Origin of the sequence: Pectobacterium sp. A5351 (genome assembly GCF_028335745.1) — a bacterium.
Lineage (GTDB): Bacteria > Pseudomonadota > Gammaproteobacteria > Enterobacterales > Enterobacteriaceae > Pectobacterium.
The window spans coordinates 3,967,541-3,986,294 of the sequence record NZ_CP116477.1 but is presented as its reverse complement, the minus strand read 5'-3'; the positions used below and the strand labels follow the sequence as shown (position 1 = coordinate 3,986,294).

Below are 18,754 nucleotides of genomic sequence, written 5' to 3'. Positions count from 1 at the left end.
CGATTCTGTTCGATTATAAGTAGGCTGCTCATACAGCAGCCTCGTCAAGATATGGCTGAGGAGTATCGAAGCGATGGCGAATTTTTTTGTCGACCGTCCTATTTTTGCGTGGGTACTGGCTATCCTTCTCAGCCTGTGCGGTATGTTAGCCATCAAGTCATTACCGCTGGAACAGTATCCCGATCTGGCTCCGCCCAGCGTGCGGATTACGGCGAGCTATCCCGGTGCATCGGCGCAAACGCTGGAAAATACCGTTACGCAGGTTATTGAGCAGAGTATGACCGGGCTGGATAACCTGATGTACATGGCCTCAGACAGCAGCAATACCGGGCAAGCGCGCGTCATGTTGACCTTCGAGGCGGGTACCGACCCCGATGAAGCCCGCCAACAGGTGCAAAACCAGCTTCAATCCGCTATCCGCAAGCTGCCACAGGACGTCCAGCAGCAGGGTGTCACCGTGAGTAAAACGGGCGATACCAATATCCTGATGGTCGCGTTTGTCTCTACCGATGGCAGCATGGACAAACAGGATATCGCCGATTATGTCGCGACGAATATTCAGGAACCGATTAGTCGTATCAGCGGGGTGGGTGAAGTTTCTGCGTATGGATCGCAGTATGCGATGCGCATTTGGCTGGATCCGGCCAAACTGATGGATTATGTGCTGACTACCAGCGACGTGGTACGCGCCATCGAATCGCAGAACAGCCAGGTTTCGGTAGGGCAAGTCGGCGGCGTACCGTCGGTTGACAATCAGGCGCTGAATGCGACGATCAATGCACAATCCCTGCTACAGACGCCGCAGCAGTTCCGTGATATCACGCTGCGCGTCAATCAGGATGGCTCCGCCGTGACGTTAGCTAACGTTGCAGAAGTAGAACTGGGTGCCGAACGTTATGATTTTCTCAGTCGTTTCAACGGGCAATCCGCTTCTGGTTTGGGGGTGACGCTGGCGTCTGGTGCGAATGAGCTGGAAACGGATAAGCGTGTCAGGGAACGCATCGAGGAACTATCACACTATTTTCCGCACGGGCTGGAAGCCAAAATCGCTTTTGAAACCTCCCCCTTCGTAAAAGCCTCGATCACCGATGTGGTGAAAACCCTGTTTGAAGCGGTGCTGCTGGTCTTTTTGGTGATGTACCTGTTCTTGCAGAATTTCCGCGCCACGCTGATTCCCACTATTGCGGTGCCGGTGGTGTTGCTCGGCACGTTTGCCGTGCTGTACGTCTGTGGGTTCAGCCTGAACACCCTGACGATGTTCGCGATGGTGCTGGCGATTGGTCTGCTGGTCGATGATGCCATTGTGGTGGTGGAGAACGTCGAACGGGTGATGAGCGAAGAGGGGCTCTCACCACGGGAAGCGACACGAAAATCAATGGGGCAGGTGCAGGGCGCGCTGGTCGGGATTGCGCTGGTGCTGTCGGCTGTGTTTGTGCCAATGGCCTTCTTTGGCGGCACTACGGGGGCGATTTACCGCCAGTTCTCCATCACGATTGTGACGTCAATGATTCTGTCGGTGCTGGTGGCGATGATTCTGACGCCCGCGCTGTGCGCGACGCTGCTCAAGCCGCTTGCCAAGGGGCAGCATCATGGCCGCAAAGGGTTCTTCGGCTGGTTTAACCGGAGCTTTATCCGCACGTCGCTGAAGTATGAGCGCGGCGTCGGCAAGATATTGATTACCAGCGGGCGCTGGCTGCTGCTGTATATGGGCATCATCGGGGTTATGGCTTTCCTGTTCTTCCGACTGCCGACCTCGTTTTTGCCGCAGGAAGATCGGGGCGTGTTCACGACACAAGTGCAGCTACCGCCGGGGGCGACGCAGCAGCAGACCTTACAGGTGGTTCACAAGATCGAGCAGTACTATCTCACGCAGGAAAAAGACACGGTGACGTCCGTGTTTTCCACCATTGGTTCAGGGCCGGGCGGAAATGGGCAAAACGTGGCGCGGCTGTTTATACGTCTTAAAGACTGGAGCGAACGCACCACGCCGGAAAGTAGCTCGTTTGCGGTGATTGAAAGCGCGACCAAAGCCTTTCGTCATATTCAGGAAGCGCGTGTGTTTGCCAGTAGCCCGCCGTCAATTAACGGCTTGGGTAGCGCTGCGGGCTTCGCCATGCGGTTGCAGGATCGTGGTGGGCTGGGGCACGATGCGCTGATGGAAGCGCGAGATCAACTGCTGAACATGGCTGACAGCAACCCCGAACTGACGCGCGTGCGCCACAACGGTCTGGACGATAGCTCGCAACTGCGGATTCATATCGATCAGCGCAAAGCACAGTCGCTGGGGGTGTCGATCGATGACATCAACAGCACGCTGAAAACGGGCTGGGGCTCGACCTATGTGAATGATTTCCTTGACCGTGGCAGGGTGAAGAAAGTCTACGTTCAGGCGGCGGCGAAGTTCCGTATGCTGCCGGACGATGTCAGTAAATGGTATGTGCGCAACAACCGTGGCGGCATGGTGCCCTTCAGCGCGTTTGCGCAAACCGTCTGGGAAACCGGATCGCCACGCCTCGAACGCTATAACGGTTATTCCTCGCTGGAGATTGTCGGTGAAGCGATGCCGGGCATCAGTACCGGTACTGCCATGACGATCATGGAATCGCTGGTGGCGAAGTTGCCGGAAGGCTTTGGCTTAGAGTGGACGGGCATGTCGTTACAGGAACGTCTGAGCGGGGCGCAGGCACCGGCGCTGTATGCGATTTCGCTACTGGTGGTGTTCCTGTGTCTGGCTGCGCTGTACGAGAGCTGGACGGTGCCGTTCTCCGTCATGCTGGTGGTGCCGATGGGCGTGCTGGGGGCGCTGTTGGCAACCTGGGCGCGCGGTCTGGAAAACGATGTTTATTTTCAGGTCGGGCTACTGACGGTCGTCGGGCTATCGGCGAAGAACGCCATTCTGATTGTGGAATTCGCCAACGAGATGAATCAGAAAGGGAAGGATTTGGTTGAAGCCACGCTGGAGGCATCCCGTCAGCGACTGCGGCCGATATTGATGACGTCACTGGCATTTGTCTTCGGTGTTTTGCCGATGGCGACCAGCAGCGGCGCGGGCTCGGCCAGTCAGCATGCGGTGGGAACGGGCGTGATCGGCGGTATGCTGGCTGCAACTTTCCTCGCTATTTTCTTCGTGCCGCTGTTCTTTGTCGTTGTACGGCGTCGTTTTCCGTTGAAGGAGAAGACGCTGGAGTAGGGCATCGTCGACATTGCCTGACGACCTGATGGTATTCGTCAAAGGGTGGCTTGCTGGGTGTCCATAAACAACACGATTTAGTCCGAACTGTTCATTTCTTCACGCTGAACAGTTCGCTCTAATACCTCTGTAAAAGAGGAGATCTTATGGACATCACGGTGTGGTTTTACTTCGCGCTTGCCTGTTGTGGCCTTGCTCTGACCCCTGGGCCGAATGCGCTACTGGTCATCACGCACAGTATTCGATTCGGGCCTGCTATCACCCTGTATACCATTTTGGGCGGCATACTGGCCTTCGCGCTGTTGATGACGGTGTCCCTGTTTGGCATTGACGTGTTGCTTAACATGTACCCTTCTTTCCTGACTTACCTAAAATTTGTCGGCGGCCTGTATCTTATCTGGCTGGGTTTCAGGCAGTGGCGGTTAAGAACGTTGAATATCGGTGAGTCTGCGCCATTGACCGCATCGATAAATCGGTTATCTCTTTTTACTCAGGGTGCCGCGTCAGCAGGGGCGAATCCGAAAGTCTTCTTATTCTTCGGGGCATTTCTCTCTCAATTTATCGATCCGACAAAGGACACATTACTGCAATTTGTCGTGATGGTTGCCACCTTTGCTGCTGTAGAGTTTCTGGTTGAATTGGCTATCAACCTGACGGCGGGGCGATTCCGGGCTTACCTTGCTGTGCATGGTAAAGCCTTTAGTCTGGTCTGCGGTGCCATCTTTATGACGATTGGCGGGCTGGTACTGTTTATGCAGTAAACGGTGGTGCTTGCGCGAAAAAGACGCTTTCCCTCGCTGAGCGTTAAAATAGGGTTATCTCTGTCTGGATTGCGTTGTCGCGATCCGTTTTTTGAGCAGGCGTAAAATGGCTGATCCCAAGGTAAAATTTGTTCTACTGCTGATGCCGGGGTTTTCCCTGCTGTCGGTCGGCGGGTTTCTTGACAAGCTACGGTTCTCTGGCGATGAGGAGGACTATAGCCGTCAGATGAACTGTTCCTGGACGCTGACTGCGCTGGATAACCAGCCGGTGACAGCCAGCTGTGGGGTCGTACTCGTACCAGACGACGCGGTTTCAACGCAGAAAATCCATGCCGGAAACTGCGATTATTTCGTCATTTTTGGTGGGAATACACCCGCCAAAGTCATGTCTGATACCGCCTTTTATCTCCCCTTGCTGCGGCACCTTCGGCGCAGCAAGATCCCGCTTGTGAGTGTCGATAACGCCGCCTTTCTTCTCGCGGAGACAGGATTTTCCGGCAAACGCATTCTGGTTCACTGGCGTCACTTTGGTGAGTTTAAAGCCCTGTTTCCGTCTATTACCCCCGTTACGGACAGGAACGTCATGGAGGAAGGAAACCTCTATTCTTGCCCCGGCGGCAGCGCCACCATCGAGCTGGCCGCCTTTCTGCTGGAAAAAAAACTAGGGAGAGAACGGGCTATCAAGGGGTTGTCAGATATGTTGGTCGGTGGGTTTGTTCCGCCGTCCAGCCTGACATGGAACAGCCCTGAGCTTGAAGGCGCGCCGACGTCGGTACGACGGGCGCTGACTATCATGCGCCAGAGTCTGGCAAGCAGGCTAACTTCTAAAGAGATTGCCCAGCGCAGCGGCCTGTCGCGGAGACAGCTGGATAGATCGCTGCAAAAGAGCATTGGCCGTACCATCCAGCAGACGTACATGGACATGAGGATCGCTCAGGCCTGTTGGCTGATGCTGCGGACTTCCCGTACTTTGTCCCAAATTGCGGCAGATACCGGTTTTTCCGATCCCAGCCATCTGAGCCGCATTTTCCGGCAGCATCTGGGGATGGCGCCCGGAAAGTGGCGTCGGGAGAATGCATTTGAAACGTAACAGCCAGATTGCATTTGTTATTGAAAATAGATGTAGATGCAATAATTTATGGTGAAATTCATCAAACTGTAAAAAAAGGTAACTACGTTATGTCCTGTTAAATGACGCAACCAAGGACATAACAATGAAAGCTCGCTGGTTACTGCCTTTACTGATTTCTACTGCTTTACCGGGGATGGTGCAGGCTCAGGCTATTTATCCCATTGACCGCGCCACCATGTTGGCGGGCGGGAAATTCGATTTTAAAGTCGAGTTTGATGAAGTACTCAAGCCGGAAGATATCCGCATTCTGATCAACGGCAAGGATTACCAGCAGGTGCTGGGCAAAACGGCCTCGTTTGTTGAGCGTGAAGACGGCGGCAATGCCTCCACGATCTGGCTGCGAGACGTAAACCTGCCAGAAGCAGGCAAATATGTCGTCGAAGCAGAAGCTAAAGGCAAAAAAACACAGGTGAGCTGGGACGTTTATTCCGCGTCCGGTACGCGTAAAGCCAAAAACGTGATTCTGTTCATCGGCGATGGCCTGTCCGTTGCGCACCGCACTGGCGCACGTATCCTGTCCAAAGGGGTGACGGAAGGCAAGGCAGACGGGCGTCTGGCGATTGATGACCTGCAATATATGGCGTTTGCCGGTACGTCCAGTACCGACTCCATCGCGGCCGACAGCGCCAACACCATGAGCGCTTACATGACCGGTCACAAATCCGGTGTGAATGCGCTGGGTGTGTACGTCAGCCGTAGCAAAAATTCACTGGAGCACCCGAAGCAGGAAACGCTGGGTGAGCTGTTAACCCGTTCGACCAAGATGTCTGTCGGCGTCGTCAGCGATGCTGAACTTCAGGATGCTACGCCAGCGGCGGTCGTCTCTCATACTCGTCGTCGTGCGGATAAAGCTGAAATCGTTGAGATGTTCTACAACGTGCAGCCTACCGTCATGCTGGGTGGCGGCTCTGCCTACTTCCTGCCGAAAAGCACGCCGGGATCAAAACGTAAAGACGAAACCAACTACGTTGAGAAATTCCAGCAAGCTGGCTACTCATTGGTGACTGATGCGGATTCACTGAAGAAAAACGCGGCGCAGGCCACCAAGCTGCTGGGGCTGTTCCACACCGGCAACATGGATGGCGTGATGGATCGTCGTTTCCTGAAAAACGATGTCGCCAAGAAATTCCCTAACCAGCCTGACCTGACTGAAATGACACAGGCGGCGCTGGATGTGCTGTCCAAAAACAAAGACGGTTTCTTCCTGATGGTAGAATCCGCGCTGATCGACAAAGCCTCTCACCCGCTGGATTGGGAGCGCGCGTTTACTAACACCATCATGCTGGATCAGTCTGTGGCTATCGCGAAGAAATTCGCCGAGAAAAACCCGGATACGATGATTATCGTGGCGGGCGACCATACGCACGGCCTGTCTATCATCGGTACGGTAGATGACAGCAAGCCGGGTACCGAGATGCGTGAGAAAGTCGGTGTGTATGAAGATGCAGGCTATCCGAACTATAAAGACGCCAACAAAGACGGCTACCCGGATGACCTGAATGTTTCTAAGCGTCTGGCCGTGTTCTTCAACAACTTCCCTGATTATTACGAAACGTTCCGTCCGAAGCTGGATGGCCAGTTCGTTCCTGCTATCAAGAACGAAAAAGATGAATACGTTGCCAACAAAGCCTACGAAAAAGTGGAAGGTGCGGTATTCCGCGAAGGGATTCTGCCACGCTCTTCCGATACGGGCGTTCATGCCGTTGACGATATGGTCATTCAGGCTAGCGGTCCAGGTGCAGAACGTATCCGTGGTTACATGGAAAACACTGACCTGTTCCGGGTGATTGTGGACGCGCTTGCGGTTAAACCTCAGGACAAAAAGTAATCCGATAACACGATGAATAATGCGACATGCAGCAAAGCGGGGGCAACCCCGCTTTTATTCTCCTGGTTGCGCACGGTGCTGGTGCTCCTCCTTCTCGGTGGTATTGCTCCGGCGAACGCCGCGCAGTCTGAATTTTCTTTCGATAAGCAGTCTGAACTTTCTTTCGATAAATTGTACGCCTCTTACGGCGTGTTGGGTCTGGAATTCTCCAATGATGTCAAAGCGCTCTCCGGTAAACGGGTCAAGATGCGCGGCTTTATGGCACCGCCGCTCAAGGCGGAGTCACAATTCTTTGTCTTAACCAAAATGCCGATGGCGCTGTGCCCCTTCTGTTCCTCTGATGCGGACTGGCCTGAAGATATTGTCGTTGTCTATCTCGCCAAACGTCAGACCTTCGTACAGAACAACACCATGATTGAGGTAGAAGGCGTGCTGGAGCACGGATCGTGGACCGATCCTGAAACGGGTTTTGTCAGCCTGCTGCGATTGCGTGAAGCCACGTTCGATACCCTTTAGGAGCGCTGATGGCGGAGTTATTGATTCAACACCTAAGTGTGACCTTCCCCGATACGTCCGAGGCCGTGCTGGATATTCCCGCACTGTCTATCCGTTCTGGTGAGCGGGTCGCGGTGATGGGGCCTTCCGGTTCTGGCAAAACCACGTTGGTGAATGCCATCACCGGGATGGATCACAGCGGAACGGGCTGTGTACAGTGGGAAAAGCAGGATATCTGGCAGATGAACGAAGCGGAACGCGACCGCTGGCGGGCGCAGCATATTGGGTTGGTGATGCAGGATTTCCATCTGTTCCCCGGCCTGAATGCGCTGGAAAACGTCTTACTGCCCGCGCAGTTTCACCACTGGCGGATACCTGTGTCGCTCAAACAGCGGGCGGCGGATTTGTTGGCTCAGGTGGGGCTGGATACCGCGAAACGCCCGATCGACGTGCTATCACGCGGCGAGAAGCAGCGGGTTGCCGTGGCGAGAGCGTTGCTCAGCAAGCCAGATATTATCGTGGCCGATGAACCAACAGCCAGTCTGGACGCGCAGAGCGGCGAGCAGATTGCCGATTTGCTGGCGACGCTAGCGCGCGATAGCCGTGCCACGCTGATCGCCATTACGCACGATGCGCGTCTGGCTTCGCAGATGTCGCGCTGTATTCAACTGGAAAAAGGACGCCTCGTGGCGGACACGCCGTATCAGGAGGATCGCGCATGATTCCTTGGCGTCTTATCTGGGTCGACTGGCGTCGGCTCTGGCCGGGTGTGCTGGTCGTGGTGTTGCTGATCGCGATGGCGACAGCATTAAGTATTTCGGTGAGTTTGCAGGAAAGAGCGCTGCGCATGGGCAGTGCCAAAGCCGCTGACCGTTTCGATCTGGTGATCGGCGCGCCGGGGAGCGAAACCCAACTGGTGCTGTCGTCCGTGTTCCTGCAACCGTCCGCGCTGACGTTGATTCCTGCGCAGGTGCTGGCCGATCTGGAAAAGAATCCGCTGGTGGCTTGGGCGGCCCCGGTCGCGTTTGGTGATTTCTATCAGGGAATGCCGATTGTCGGTACGACACCACCGCTGGTGACGGATAACGGTAAGCGGCAGCTCATCGCCGGACGTGTGTTCAACGATGACTTTGAAGCCGTAGTCGGCGAGCAAACGGGGCTGAGGGTGGGGAGCACGTTCAGCCCGATTCATGGTCAGGTGGGGACGGAAGGGGCGCATGCGCACGATGACGTCACCTACACCGTGGTCGGCGTGTTGCCTGCTGACGGCAGCGCGTGGGATAAAGCGATTCTGGTGCCGGTGAATGCGGTATGGCGGGTACATGGTATCCATCCGCCACATGATGCGGACGATGCACACCACGATCATGACGAACATGGGCAGGGGGAAACTGCGCATGCGGAAGGCGATCAGCATGCCGATGAACATCATCATGATGCGCATCCCGCAGAAGGTGCAGCAAGTGACGATCATCATGCCGATGCTGAGGCCGCTCAACCGGTAACGGCTTCACACGCCGACGAGCACGACGAGGCAGAAGCACACGGCCATGCGCATCAGGCGGGTTTACCCGCTATCGTGGTGAAACCGAAAACGATCGCGGGGGCCTATCAGCTGCGTTCGCTGTATCGCAGCAATACAACGCTGGCGGTGTTCCCCGGCGAAGTGCTGGTGAAGCTCTACTCGATGCTGGGCGATATTCGTGAACTGCTGACCTATATCTCGCTGGGGACGCAGGGGCTTGTGGGCGTCGCGGTGGCGATGGTGGCGGTTATCCACCTGCGGCAGCGGCAGAAACAGATCGGCGCACTCCGTGCGTTTGGCGCGCCGCGCTATGGGATTTTCACGCTGATTTGGAGCGGACTGATGTCACTGGTGAGCGTCGGCGTACTGCTGGGCGTTGGCCTGGGCTACCTGGCTGCCCGTGCGATTGCGGTGGTCATGAGCGAAAAAAGCGGCTTTGTCCTGCCGGTGACGCTGGAATGGGAAGACATCCATTTTGTTCTGCTCTTGTTGCTGGTTGCCGCGGTAGTTCTCACTCTCCCCGCAATGCTGTCCTACCGTCAATCACCCGCAACGGCGCTGCGTGGCGAGTAAGTTGTTACGCTAGCCGTATTCGCATCGGACGTGTCTTTTTGGCGTCCGATGCTGTTTTTCTGATTCAAGATGCTGTTTTCTGATTCAAATAGGATTAAGCTCCGTTTATTAGCTTATGGGTTAATTTTTTCTTGTTGAAAATAACGCTATCGGTTAATTTTATTGGAGATGTAAGGCCATATGTTTAATGTCGTTTATCACCCAACAGCGAGAGAAGAAGCGACAGCTTTACCCGTGCGGCTTCGGGTGAAATTTGACCGGCTCATCAGTAAACTGGAGTATGATGCCCGATTACTACGAGAACCGGATACCAAACCTTTAGGTGATGGTTTTTTTGAGATCCGCACGATGGGGACGGATATTGCCAGAGGTATCTGGGTATATCACACAGGCAATACCATCATCATGCTCCGAGTTTTCATCAAGAAGTCACAGAAAACACCAGCGAAAGACATCGAATTTGCGAAAAAGCGGTTAGCAGAGGTACTTAATGAAACTGGTAAGTCATAAAGAACTGCATAATGAGTGGATGCAGAACGATGAGTATCGCGAGGCATGGCAGGAAGAAGAACGCAAAGAGAAACTCAGAAACTTATTGGCTGAATGGCGTAAGCATGACAACCTGACAAAAGCACAGGTTGCTGACCGCATGGGCGTCACACCTCCTGTTATCTCCCGTTTGGAAAACAACATTACCAAAGCCAGCATCGATACACTGACCCGTTACGCCCGCGCCTGTGGCATCAAAAAGCCGGTTATTCCTCTGTATTGAACAACCTGCCAGTCAGTGCAGGTCTTTTTATAGAGTCTGTCGAATGTTGTGTTGCCCCATCGAATGATGGTTTCAGAGTCATCCTTTCGTCTTCACTCAGAAAGCTTGGCTTTTCACTCCATTCCTAATGTCTGCTTCGGCAGTAAATCATCAGACGACCTCCTCTCTTTAGTACACGCAACATGGATGGTTATGTTTAAGAGCTGTTTTATCTTTTTAGGCTTGTGTTTAGGACTATCGTTTATCACCGCCACTAGCGCGTCTCTTCCTGTTACTGATGTTAAGGCAACGGGCATGACCGAAGTCGTCGTCAACGGTGGTCATTTCTATGTTGGATCGGTCTTTGGCTCGGAAGACTATGCCGCCCATGCCAACACCTCTGTCGTGTCTTTTGCCATGACGAAAACGGAAATCACCTATCAGCAATACCATGCGTTGCAAGCATGGGCGGACGCACACGACTATCAGCTAAGCGGTGGTTGCAATGGTGCGACCTTCGAAGATTGCCTGCCGCCTGAACAGGATGGCGGCCTTCATCCTGTCACCAATATCTCATGGTGGGATGCTGTGATTTTCGCCAATGCGCTGAGTGAACGGGAACGGCTGCAACCTCACTATCTGGCGGCAGACGGCAAAACGCTGAAGCGTGCGCCGGACGGTGATAATGAAAAACTCATACGCGAGAATCCGCAGGCTTCAGGCTATCGCTTGCCCACGCTGGCGGAATGGCAGATTGCGGCCAGAGGCGGAAAGAAAGGACTCGCGAATGCTACTTACGGTCAGCGCTATGCTGGCAGCGAACAGCCGGAGAGTGTGGCGCATTTCCCCTCTGATTCATCCTCGTTCGGCACGGTGCCTGTGGCGTCGAAGCGCCCTAACGCTCTGGGGATTTACGATATGAGCGGTAATGTATCCGAGTGGCTGAACGAACCTTATGTGGTGGAGGGGGGCAAAACCATGTACTACTTTTGCGGCGGAAGTTATCTCGAGCGGACGCACAGTCTGGCGAGCTGCGATCTTCACACGCCCGGTTTTTTCATGCCGGATATTGGTTTTCGACTAGTAAGGACACTTGATGGTCAATAAAGTTATAGGGTGGTTGGCGCTCTGCGCGATCGGTAGTTCGGCTGCTGCACTCTCTCCCGTGGCGTTGAAAGACGGCATCAATCGGGTGGATCTCAATCAGGACGGCGGGAAAGATTATGTCGTCGTCGCCCAATTTGACAACAATACCTCACACCCTAATCTCGGGATGACTTTTTTTGTCCGCCGTCCAGACGGTGGGCATAGCATCATGCCAGTTGCCAACAGCAATACGTTTACCTGGTTCGACTATCGGTTGTCCGCCGCCGCGGATTTTCTGGTGCAGGATAATCGGTTGTTCTTGTCTGGGAAGCATTACTTTCTGGTGACGGCAAAGAAGCAAGGGGAAAATGTCTTTGATTCGACAAAAGTCATTTTAACGATTTACGATTTTAAAGCCTCGCGGGACGATCCTGGAGTGCCGCTCTATGAATGGTCGGAGCGCAAGCGTGTGGTAACGCAAAATACCTACCAATCGGTCGATGAGGCCTACAAGGAAGTGAATGAGGCGATGCTGGAAAAATGAAAACATTGGTATTAATCGTGTTCGGCCTATTGTCGCCCCTCGGGGCATGGGCGCAGCTCAGTGAGCAGGATTACCAGCAACGCGTACAGGAGTTTTTTTATGCAGAACCGCCGCTGTGTCTGGGCGAGAAGTAGTGGCCGGTTCATAGTCCTAAAGGTGATTCCCCCTGGAACAGTGGACGTTTGAATGCGCTAGTGGAAGCAAAGTTGGTGCATGAGACGCTTGAAGGAACAGGTAAAGTCTATCGTTTATCCCCTGTAGGAGAGAAGAATTGGCGTCAATATGGTGACCTGTGCTACGGCCGTATGCAGGTAAGTCGTATTGAGAAAATCGATCGCGTGAACCAGGAATTGACGGTGGTGTACTTCACGTATCGTCTGACTTCATTGGAGGATTGGGCGTACAATCGTTCGTTACGCTTTGCATTTAGCGAACTGGATAACCTTGTTGGTGGCATGGAAACCACGCTCTATTCGGCCACGATTCGTGAGACGTTGGGCGGAGCCGCCAAGTTGCAGGACTACCCCGTGCCGGTCGAGCTGGATTACTAACGCGAGCATAGTGAAAACCTACGTTGTTGTGAAAAGGTATAACCTGTCGTAGCCGTATTGGATTCTGCCTTTCCGGCGATGGTGCCGCCGGTTGCGTATATCGTGACGCCAGGTTTGGCGTCATCGGCCAGTTGCGCATGGGACGACAGCATCAGACAGGCGGCGGTGATGGTGCGGGCGATGGATGAGAGTTGCATTCACAGGTCCTTGTTTTTGGTATGGGAAAACAAGAACAAAGCAACTTCTATACCAATGCGTATTTATCTATTAGTCCGCTAATTAATGGTGGCGAGTCTTTGGTTTGGTGCACCGCGTGGGGCGTTGGCGGCTGTATTACACTGCAATGGTGAGCGCAGCGGCAGTGAAGGAGATGAGAGGGGCGACGGGTGTTGGTAACCTGGAATGACGTCATGCGACGTCCTACTGACGCGGTATTAAAACAGGGTGAACGAGGCTCACCCTGCTGTATTTTACGATCGCTGTAACTGCTGGCGGATTAGCGTAAATCCAACATCGCGATATGATCCATATCGTCAAACGTCAGGTTTTCACCGATCATGCCCCAGATGAAGGCATAGTTTTTCGTGCCGACACCGGTATGAATCGACCAACTGGGGGAGATCACCGCCTGCTCGTTATGCATCACCAGATGGCGCGTTTCATGCGGTTCACCCATCATGTGGAAGATAATGGTGTCTTCCGTCATATCAAAATAGAAGTACACTTCCATTCTGCGTTCATGGGTATGCGTCGGCATGGAGTTCCAGTTGCTGCCTTCCGCCAGACGTGTTAATCCCATGCTCAACTGGCAGGTGTCCACCACTTCCGGTACCAGATATTTGCAAATCGTCCGCTTGTTGCAGGTTTTCACATCGCCCAGCGGGGCTTTGATCGCGTCATCCTGCGTAATGATGCGTGTCGGGTAAACGGCATGCGCCGGAGCGCTGTTATAATACAGTTTGGCTGGCTTGGCTTTGTCCAGGCTGCTGAATGCTAAGTCTTTGGCACCTTTTCCAACATAGAGCGCTTCTTCATTACCAACCTGATAGCTTGTGCCGTCGATAACAATGTTGGCCGGGCCACCGATGTTGATAAGCCCCAGTTCGCGCCGCTCAAGAAAATAGTTCACGCCAAACTGTTTGCCGATACCGTCATCAAACGTGATCTCGCCATCTATCGGCATGATGCCGCCCACCACAATACGGTCGATGTGGCTGTAAGTCATGGTGTAGTGGTTTGGCGTAAATATCTGCTCAATGAGAAATTTCTTTCTCAGCTCAGTGGTATCAAGCGTTTTCGCATGCTCACTGTGTACACTCTGTCGTACGTCCATTTCGTTACCTTTTTATGCGTGTTTAGGTGAAAAGCGTTTTGTCCATAATGCCGTGATGATGGGCACCAATACTGATGTCACGATCACACTGGTGGCGACGAGCGCTGTCGCCTGTTGAGCGACCGGCGCGAATTCCGGCGCCATATTCGCGATGAGCAGAGGTGTGGCGACGGCAGCGCCTGCGCTGCTGGATGCGGCCACACCCGCTGTACCATTACCACCGCCGATAAATTTATCCGCCAGAATCAACGGGATCCCAGTAACGATAATCACCAGCAGGCCGAGGAAGATACCCGCAAAGCCGGTCTGGAGGATCACGGCCAAATTAATCGTATTGCCTAACGCAAAGGCAAAGAAAGGAATCAGCGTTTGTACGGAATTACCAAACAGTTTTCTCAGGTTCGAGTCGAGGTTACCCAGTATAAAACCAATCAGGAAAGGCAGGACGGCACCGACAAAGAGCCGAGGCTCGAAGGTGGAAATACCACTGGCACTCAGAATGACCATAGTCATCAACGGGCCGGACTCCAGAGACATCAGGACGAATGCGCCTGCTTCTTCTTTCGAACCGTATTGGTTCATCAATGCGGCGTACAAACCGCCGTTAGTCATGTCCATTGCCGCGACCAGCGCCAGTACGGAAATCCCGGCCAGCAAGCCGTTCTGGATGCCGTCTCCTGGTAAGAATGTGCCCGCGATCAGCGCGACCACCCAGGCGGTGGCGATTTTGGTGACTACCAGAACGCCTGATTTTCTCAACATGGTTCCCGTTGCTTTAAATTCAGTGGACGCGCCCATGCAGAAAAACCAGACTGCCAGAATAGGAATGGTGCCAGTAATCAGGCCGTTACTGAAAGAACCTAAGTATTTCCCAGCCCCTGGTGTAAAGGTATTACAGAGTGCGCCCAAAAAGAGCGGCACCAGCATTAATCCTCCTGGAATCTTATCAATAGCTTGCTTGATTTTCATAAAAGACCTCATTTAAAAATATGTTCAGCCTGATTTCAGTGAAAGCAGATGGATTATTTGTAAAACGTATAAATAAGGGGGATAAAATCCAAGAGGTTATTACCTGATTTTATTAACTATTGAATATGGCTATACTTATTATTAAATTGATAATGAATGTTTTTCGTTGTCTTGATGATAGCCTTTAAATTATGATTATTTTGCTTTTAATTATGTCTTAATGTGTCCGTGTTCCTGATTTTTTATGATGCTATCTTCAATGCATCATAAGTTAAAATGTAGTCTGTCTCTTCACGATAAATATATTATCTACTATCAGTATTCCTGCTGTTAATATGCGTATTAATTGCTTTTCTGGTTTTAATCAGGCTTGCCAGATGCTTCTCTTTCTTTCCATTAGCATATTGTGATTGCATGCCGTTAACGCCAATGGCGGCGATGGCTTCACCGTTTTGGTTAAAAATCGGGGCGGATATACAGCAGATTTCTTCTATATCTTCGCTGTCGTCGATTGCCCAGCCTTGTTCCTTGACGATTTTCAGATGCTGTAGGAAATCTTCTTTTTTGGTAATTGTCCGGGGTGTTAAATATTCAAAAGTGCAATCGGCAATCAGTGCGTCAATTCTTTCTTGTGGCAGCCAGGCTAATAATACTTTTCCCAGCGACATACGGTTAAAAACGATTTTCTTACCTTCCCAAGATGTTTTTACGATGGCCCTGGGCGATGCCACTTTACTCAGGAAGAAACCGTTGTCGCCGTCCAGAATACCGAGATGGCAGGTCAATTCTGTCTCTTTGACCAACTCATGCATAACGTTAATGGTGTCTTTACGCAGATCGATATTCTTTATTACCAGACCGACCAGCTCGAATAGCCTTAACTCCAAAACATAACGCCCGTCAGCACGCTGGCACAGCAGTTGCGTAACAACCAGCACCTCTAATAAATGGTGCACGCTGCTTTTGGGGATAGACAAATCAGTTCAAATATCAGTGAAACTGGCTTCGTCACGCTTGGCGATGTAGTCAATCATCATCACTAAACGAACCGCTGCTGGTGCTTTACTGTGTTCGAGCTGTTGGAATATATTCATGGTTGTTCTATATATAAAACGATGGTTTCCTATATAGAGAAATAATAACGAAAAGGTAATTTATTTACTTGGATGCAGATGACAAAACAGTCTCGAAATGGTTGAATATTTCAATATAAATGAAGCGTGGTTTTATTAGGGAAAAAATAGCGGTATTTTGGCGGGAAAGAGAAAGATGCCAGACCTTATGAAAATAAGGTCTGGCTAATAGTAGAACGGTTATTAGCGAATATAGGTCACTTAAGCCCGTTATTAGGGGAAACACAGGGGGAGGTTCCCGCAGGAGGCCTCACCCCTGTGGTCGCCCCGTGTATCTCGATGCTTAAACGATCGGCATGAGGTGATTAACGTTTTTTAAAGGCAGCGGCCAGCGCGTCACCCATCGCGCTATTGCCAGCGACGGGGGTAATAGCTGGACGAGGGCGTGATTTTCCTGCGGACTGACGCGGCAAGGTGTTGCTGTCGCCGCGTGCATTGCCGCCGCCACGGCGTGATGCCGTCTCGCCCGGCTGATCATCCAGACGCATGGTTAGCGCGATGCGCTTACGTTGCAGATCCACTTCCATTACTTTCACTTTCACGATATCGCCCGCTTTTACGACCTTATGCGGATCGTCGACGAAATGATCGGCCAGTGATGAAATGTGGACCAAACCGTCCTGATGGACGCCGATATCCACAAAAGCGCCAAAGTTGGTGACGTTGGTGACCGACCCTTCCAGAACCATGCCCGGCAGCAGATCGTTTAAGGTTTCTACGCCTTCGGCGAAGCTGGCGGTTTTGAATTCAGGGCGCGGATCGCGACCCGGTTTTTCCAGCTCTTTGATGATGTCGGTCACTGTCGGTACACCGAAACGCTCATCGGTGAAGTCCGAAGGTTTCAGATTACGCAGTGCGTTTGGATTCCCCATCAGCGCTTGCAACGCCTGTTCCGTCGCGGCCAGAATGCGTTCCACGACCGGATATGCTTCCGGGTGAACGGTAGAAGCATCCAGCGGGTTATTACCGTGGTTGATGCGCAGGAAGCCCGCACACTGTTCAAAGGCTTTTGGCCCCAGACGGCTGACTTTCAGCAGTTGCTCACGATTATGGAAGCGGCCATTCTCATCACGCCAGGTCACAATATTTTGCGCCATCATGCGCGTCAGCCCTGCAACACGCGTCAGCAGCGCCACGGATGCGGTGTTCAGGTCAACGCCGACGGCGTTTACGCAGTCTTCGACCACTGCATCCAGTTTCTTCGCCAGCAGGCTCTGGCTTACATCATGCTGATACTGGCCAACGCCGATGGATTTCGGGTCGATCTTCACCAGCTCTGCCAGCGGATCCTGCAAACGGCGGGCGATGGATACCGCACCGCGCAGCGACACATCCAGATCGGGGAATTCTTGTGCAGCCAGCTCGGACGCGGAATACACCGATGCGCCCGCTTCGCTGACGATCACTTTCTGTGCGTTGATATCCGGGAATTGCTTCTGCGTATCGAGGAAGAAACGCTCGGTTTCACGTGAGGCGGTACCGTTACCAATCGCCACCAGCTCAACCTGATGTTTGAGGCACAGCGCGGCCACAACCGTCGCGGCTTTAGCCGCCTGACCGGTATGCGGATAAATGGTGTCGGTGGCGACCAGCTTGCCAGTGGCATCCACCACCGCGACTTTTACGCCGGTACGCAGACCGGGATCCAGCCCCATCGTGGCGCGCATGCCCGCCGGGGCGGCCATCAGCAGGTCGTGCATGTTGCGGGCGAAGACGTTGATCGCTTCATCTTCGGCTTTTTCACGCACGCTGCCCATCAACTCGGTTTCAAGGTGCAGCAGCACTTTAATACGCCACGTCCAGCTAATCACGGCGCGTCGCCAACTGTCCGCTGCCGCATTCCCCAACCGTAGGTTCAGGTGGTCGATAATAATCTGTTCGCAGTAGCTCTCACGCGGCGCTTCTTCATGCTGTGGATCGGCATTCAACGCCAGTTGCAGCACACCTTCATTCCGGCCACGGAACATCGCCAGCGCGCGGTGTGAAGGCACCTGAGCGATCGGTTCATGATGATCGAAATAGTCACGGAACTTCGCGCCTTCCTCCTCTTTCCCTTCCACGACTCGGGAAACCAGATGGGCGTTTTTCCACAGGTAGTTACGCACTTTTGCCAGCAGCGTGGCATCTTCGGCGAAGCGCTCCATCAGAATGTAACGAGCACCGTCCAGCGCGGCTTTCACGTCCGCCACGCCTTTCTCGGCATCGACATAAGACTGTGCCGTCAGCTCTGGAGCCTGGCTTGGGTCTTGCCACAGGCCGTCGGCCAACGGCTCCAGACCCGCTTCAATCGCAATCTGTCCGCGCGTGCGGCGTTTCGGTTTATACGGCAAGTAGAGATCTTCCAGCTCGGTTTTGCTCAGTGTGCCGTTAATGGCAGTAGCGAGCTGTGGGGTTAATTTCCCCTGATCGTCGATGGATTTCAGAATAGTCTGGCGTCGGTCTTCCAGCTCACGCAGGTAACCGAGGCGTGTTTCGAGTTGGCGCAGTTGGGTGTCATCCAGCCCGCCGGTCACTTCTTTACGGTAACGGGCGATAAAAGGGACGGTATTTCCTTCGTCCAGCAGGCGGACTGCGGCGTCCACCTGCTCCGTACGCGCCTGCAATTCGCTGGCGATGATGTGGCTTAATGAATCATTCATAGGTCTGATATCAGTCGTCATCACATTAGTGGAATAAAAAGTAGTGGGTGAAACAAGTGAGGACAGTTATACGGATTGAGCGCGCAAAATGCCAGCCGTCACCGTCTGGAATACGGCGGCGATAACGGCGCTGTTCGACGAATTACAACCAGAGAAAGAGAAAACAGTAGAGCAAAATTTACCTAATTGATGCGGTGAATAGAAGAGTGTGCGGCTACTGTCGAAAATGCCGATCATGGTCAAT

General features: G+C 53.0%; 18 protein-coding genes. 13 read left to right on the top strand and 5 right to left on the bottom strand.

The genetic code is table 11. The features are described 5' to 3' along the window. Window positions 1-73 precede the first annotated feature (73 nt). The 13 genes from acrD (at window position 74) to O1Q74_RS18345 (ending at window position 12,436) form a co-directional block, all read left to right on the top strand. Window positions 74-3,190 carry a multidrug efflux RND transporter permease AcrD gene (gene acrD, locus O1Q74_RS18405; protein WP_271874957.1) on the top strand — a complete coding sequence of 1,039 codons (3,117 nt, stop codon included), beginning with the start codon at window positions 74-76 and terminating at the stop codon, window positions 3,188-3,190. A gap of 146 nt (window positions 3,191-3,336) precedes the next feature. Beyond that, window positions 3,337-3,951 (top strand): LysE family translocator, encoded by a 615-nt coding sequence (locus O1Q74_RS18400; protein WP_271874956.1) that lies wholly within the window; start codon window positions 3,337-3,339, stop codon window positions 3,949-3,951. A 106-nt stretch (window positions 3,952-4,057) separates the two neighbouring features. Further along, a complete protein-coding gene (locus tag O1Q74_RS18395; protein WP_271874955.1) occupies window positions 4,058-5,041 on the top strand; it encodes a GlxA family transcriptional regulator in 984 nt (327 codons plus the stop codon). A 124-nt stretch (window positions 5,042-5,165) separates the two neighbouring features. Next, on the top strand, window positions 5,166-6,911 hold the full coding sequence (locus tag O1Q74_RS18390) for an alkaline phosphatase (RefSeq protein WP_271874954.1): 1,746 nt from the start codon (window positions 5,166-5,168) through the stop codon (window positions 6,909-6,911). A gap of 12 nt (window positions 6,912-6,923) precedes the next feature. Further along, complete coding sequence (locus O1Q74_RS18385; protein ID WP_271874953.1) at window positions 6,924-7,427, top strand: hypothetical protein; 504 nt, start codon at window positions 6,924-6,926, stop codon at window positions 7,425-7,427. Window positions 7,428-7,435: 8 nt separating this feature from the next. Further along, window positions 7,436-8,128, top strand: coding sequence for an ABC transporter ATP-binding protein (locus tag O1Q74_RS18380; RefSeq protein ID WP_271874952.1), 693 nt, complete (start codon window positions 7,436-7,438; stop codon window positions 8,126-8,128). Continuing rightward, on the top strand, window positions 8,125-9,504 hold the full coding sequence (locus O1Q74_RS18375) for an FtsX-like permease family protein (RefSeq protein WP_271874951.1): 1,380 nt from the start codon (window positions 8,125-8,127) through the stop codon (window positions 9,502-9,504). The genes O1Q74_RS18380 and O1Q74_RS18375 overlap by 4 nt, the downstream gene beginning before the upstream one ends. 180 nt (window positions 9,505-9,684) lie before the next feature. After that, complete coding sequence (locus O1Q74_RS18370; RefSeq protein WP_271874950.1) at window positions 9,685-10,014, top strand: type II toxin-antitoxin system RelE/ParE family toxin; 330 nt, start codon at window positions 9,685-9,687, stop codon at window positions 10,012-10,014. Continuing rightward, entirely contained in the window at window positions 9,995-10,276 is a 282-nt protein-coding gene (locus tag O1Q74_RS18365; protein ID WP_271874949.1) for a helix-turn-helix domain-containing protein, read from the top strand. The genes O1Q74_RS18370 and O1Q74_RS18365 overlap by 20 nt, the downstream gene beginning before the upstream one ends. 294 nt (window positions 10,277-10,570) lie before the next feature. After that, on the top strand, window positions 10,571-11,362 hold the full coding sequence (locus tag O1Q74_RS18360) for an SUMF1/EgtB/PvdO family nonheme iron enzyme (protein WP_271874948.1): 792 nt from the start codon (window positions 10,571-10,573) through the stop codon (window positions 11,360-11,362). Beyond that, complete coding sequence (locus O1Q74_RS18355) at window positions 11,352-11,885, top strand: carbapenem self-resistance protein CarG family protein (protein WP_271874947.1); 534 nt, start codon at window positions 11,352-11,354, stop codon at window positions 11,883-11,885. The genes O1Q74_RS18360 and O1Q74_RS18355 overlap by 11 nt, the downstream gene beginning before the upstream one ends. Continuing rightward, a complete protein-coding gene (locus tag O1Q74_RS18350) occupies window positions 11,882-12,019 on the top strand; it encodes a hypothetical protein (RefSeq protein ID WP_271874946.1) in 138 nt (45 codons plus the stop codon). Before O1Q74_RS18355 ends, O1Q74_RS18350 begins: the two co-directional genes overlap by 4 nt. A 75-nt stretch (window positions 12,020-12,094) precedes the next feature. Continuing rightward, entirely contained in the window at window positions 12,095-12,436 is a 342-nt protein-coding gene (locus tag O1Q74_RS18345; RefSeq protein WP_271874945.1) for a hypothetical protein, read from the top strand. Here the strand turns inward: O1Q74_RS18345 and O1Q74_RS18340 are convergent. From O1Q74_RS18340 to O1Q74_RS18320, 5 genes are all read right to left on the bottom strand, one after another. Continuing rightward, window positions 12,433-12,633 (bottom strand): hypothetical protein, encoded by a 201-nt coding sequence (locus O1Q74_RS18340; protein WP_271874944.1) that lies wholly within the window; start codon window positions 12,631-12,633, stop codon window positions 12,433-12,435. The two genes, O1Q74_RS18345 and O1Q74_RS18340, sit on opposite strands and share 4 nt — an antisense overlap. Window positions 12,634-12,932: 299 nt before the next feature. Then, the gene (gene kduI / locus O1Q74_RS18335; protein WP_271874943.1) at window positions 12,933-13,769 is read right to left on the bottom strand and encodes a 5-dehydro-4-deoxy-D-glucuronate isomerase; all 837 of its coding nucleotides are present in this window, start codon (window positions 13,767-13,769) and stop codon (window positions 12,933-12,935) included. A gap of 12 nt (window positions 13,770-13,781) precedes the next feature. Beyond that, the gene (gene kdgT / locus O1Q74_RS18330; protein ID WP_271874942.1) at window positions 13,782-14,738 is read right to left on the bottom strand and encodes a 2-keto-3-deoxygluconate transporter; all 957 of its coding nucleotides are present in this window, start codon (window positions 14,736-14,738) and stop codon (window positions 13,782-13,784) included. 305 nt (window positions 14,739-15,043) lie between these two features. Next, complete coding sequence (locus O1Q74_RS18325) at window positions 15,044-15,715, bottom strand: IclR family transcriptional regulator (protein ID WP_271874941.1); 672 nt, start codon at window positions 15,713-15,715, stop codon at window positions 15,044-15,046. Between the two features lie 461 nt (window positions 15,716-16,176). After that, complete coding sequence (locus O1Q74_RS18320) at window positions 16,177-18,510, bottom strand: Tex family protein (RefSeq protein ID WP_271874940.1); 2,334 nt, start codon at window positions 18,508-18,510, stop codon at window positions 16,177-16,179. Window positions 18,511-18,754: the final 244 nt, after the last annotated feature.

Excerpts from the sequence above, each read along its gene's own strand:
- acrD (WP_271874957.1), top strand. The coding sequence starts at position 74 with ATGGCGAATTTTTTTGTCGACCGTCCTATTTTTGCGTGGGTACTGGCT.
- O1Q74_RS18400 (WP_271874956.1), top strand. The coding sequence starts at position 3,337 with ATGGACATCACGGTGTGGTTTTACTTCGCGCTTGCCTGTTGTGGCCTT.
- O1Q74_RS18395 (WP_271874955.1), top strand. The coding sequence starts at position 4,058 with ATGGCTGATCCCAAGGTAAAATTTGTTCTACTGCTGATGCCGGGGTTT.
- O1Q74_RS18390 (WP_271874954.1), top strand. The coding sequence starts at position 5,166 with ATGAAAGCTCGCTGGTTACTGCCTTTACTGATTTCTACTGCTTTACCG.
- O1Q74_RS18385 (WP_271874953.1), top strand. The coding sequence starts at position 6,924 with ATGAATAATGCGACATGCAGCAAAGCGGGGGCAACCCCGCTTTTATTC.
- O1Q74_RS18380 (WP_271874952.1), top strand. The coding sequence starts at position 7,436 with ATGGCGGAGTTATTGATTCAACACCTAAGTGTGACCTTCCCCGATACG.
- O1Q74_RS18375 (WP_271874951.1), top strand. The coding sequence starts at position 8,125 with ATGATTCCTTGGCGTCTTATCTGGGTCGACTGGCGTCGGCTCTGGCCG.
- O1Q74_RS18370 (WP_271874950.1), top strand. The coding sequence starts at position 9,685 with ATGTTTAATGTCGTTTATCACCCAACAGCGAGAGAAGAAGCGACAGCT.
- O1Q74_RS18365 (WP_271874949.1), top strand. The coding sequence starts at position 9,995 with ATGAAACTGGTAAGTCATAAAGAACTGCATAATGAGTGGATGCAGAAC.
- O1Q74_RS18360 (WP_271874948.1), top strand. The coding sequence starts at position 10,571 with ATGACCGAAGTCGTCGTCAACGGTGGTCATTTCTATGTTGGATCGGTC.
- O1Q74_RS18355 (WP_271874947.1), top strand. The coding sequence starts at position 11,352 with ATGGTCAATAAAGTTATAGGGTGGTTGGCGCTCTGCGCGATCGGTAGT.
- O1Q74_RS18350 (WP_271874946.1), top strand. The coding sequence starts at position 11,882 with ATGAAAACATTGGTATTAATCGTGTTCGGCCTATTGTCGCCCCTCGGG.
- O1Q74_RS18340 (WP_271874944.1), bottom strand. The coding sequence starts at position 12,633 with ATGCAACTCTCATCCATCGCCCGCACCATCACCGCCGCCTGTCTGATG.
- kduI (WP_271874943.1), bottom strand. The coding sequence starts at position 13,769 with ATGGACGTACGACAGAGTGTACACAGTGAGCATGCGAAAACGCTTGAT.
- kdgT (WP_271874942.1), bottom strand. The coding sequence starts at position 14,738 with ATGAAAATCAAGCAAGCTATTGATAAGATTCCAGGAGGATTAATGCTG.
- O1Q74_RS18320 (WP_271874940.1), bottom strand. The coding sequence starts at position 18,510 with ATGAATGATTCATTAAGCCACATCATCGCCAGCGAATTGCAGGCGCGT.